The 782-nt window shown below is 43.5% G+C and carries 1 protein-coding gene; it reads left to right on the top strand.

Translation table 11 applies throughout. The annotated features are described in order from the left end of the window. A partial coding sequence (locus AC1DWB_RS36485) for a phytanoyl-CoA dioxygenase family protein (protein ID WP_477545926.1) occupies positions 1-739 on the top strand: 739 nt, incomplete at its 5' end. Between the last annotated feature and the right edge of the window lie 43 nt (positions 740-782).

Here is a 782-nt window from a genome sequence, read left to right on the forward strand (position 1 = left end):
GTTGAAGGATGATATTCAATGGATAACCGATGAGTTTGCACAAGTATTCCCAATGTTTGAAAAAACACTAAAGCACGACGGCTCGAAAAGGACAATGATCGTACCTTTCATAGACCAGAGGGAAAAGCTCTGTGCTTTGTTGGATGACCCACGTATACACGGTATTTGCACATCGCTGCTGGGGGAAGATTTTAATTATATGGGCAGTGATGGAAACTATTATTCAGGCGAAACGAATTGGCATGCAGACGGCATAAATTTGAAAAGACGACACATCAAAATCGCTATTTATTTGGATAAGCTGAATCAATCGAATGGCGCACTTCGGGTAATTCCGGGCAGTCACCTTCATCATGATAAATTTGGCAATGCAATGTTAAAGAAAACGTCCAAAAGCCAAACGTTCTGGGGTATGAAAGGTTCGGAAATCCCTGCTGTGGTCTTAGATGTAGAACCAGGCGATCTGCTGTTGTTTCATCATCAGACGATTCATTCTTCATGGGGCGGCGGAAGCGACCGCAGAATGTTCACGTTGAATTTATGCGAGCGTTTTAAGCAAGATGAATTGGAGGAATTGACCGCATATGTGACCCAACATGCAGCTTATCGTAGAAATCGGTATTACACCCCTACGATGATGGAAACAGCCGGTCCGCAAAGAATGGAACATTTGGAACAGGTCATGTCGGTAGATCGCGATTTCGATGAATTAACCAAGCACTTAACTCGTATCGACTAAATTTCAAGGAGGTAGGAGTCTGTCCGACGATCTGATTTTCGTG

The sequence above is a fragment of the Paenibacillus sp. P4_E11 genome, assembly GCF_056401635.1.